Here is a 399-nt window from a genome sequence, read left to right on the forward strand (position 1 = left end):
TAAAAATCTTTAGATATGGACAAAAATAAAGCTCCTGTATATATTAAAGTTAAGGTCTGTCAACCTAACAAAAAATATACAGGAGGTCTTTCAAAATGAAAGATATAAATAGTTTAGAACATACGAAGTGGAGATGTCAATACCACATTGTATTTGCGCCGAAATATCGTAGGCAAGTGATATATAGAGACATAAGAACAGATATAGGACTAATACTTAGAAAGCTGTGCAAGCAAAAAGGCGTGGAAATCATAGAGGCGAACGCTTGTCCCGACCATATACATATGTTGATAAGTATTCCACCCAAATATAGTGTAGCGCAGATTATGGGATATCTCAAAGAAAAAAGTAGCCTCATGATATTCGATAGGCACGCAAATTTAAAGTACAAATATGGAA

At 34.1% G+C, this 399-nt stretch carries 1 protein-coding gene; it reads left to right on the forward strand.

What is annotated here, in order from left to right; genetic code table 11:
* Positions 1-95 precede the first annotated feature (95 nt).
* Positions 96-399 (forward strand): IS200/IS605 family transposase (gene tnpA / locus OUY18_RS13805; RefSeq protein WP_268059359.1); only part of this gene is annotated, 304 nt, incomplete at its 3' end.

It is taken from the genome of Caproiciproducens galactitolivorans (genome assembly GCF_026672255.1).
GTDB lineage: Bacteria > Bacillota > Clostridia > Oscillospirales > Acutalibacteraceae > Caproiciproducens > Caproiciproducens galactitolivorans_A.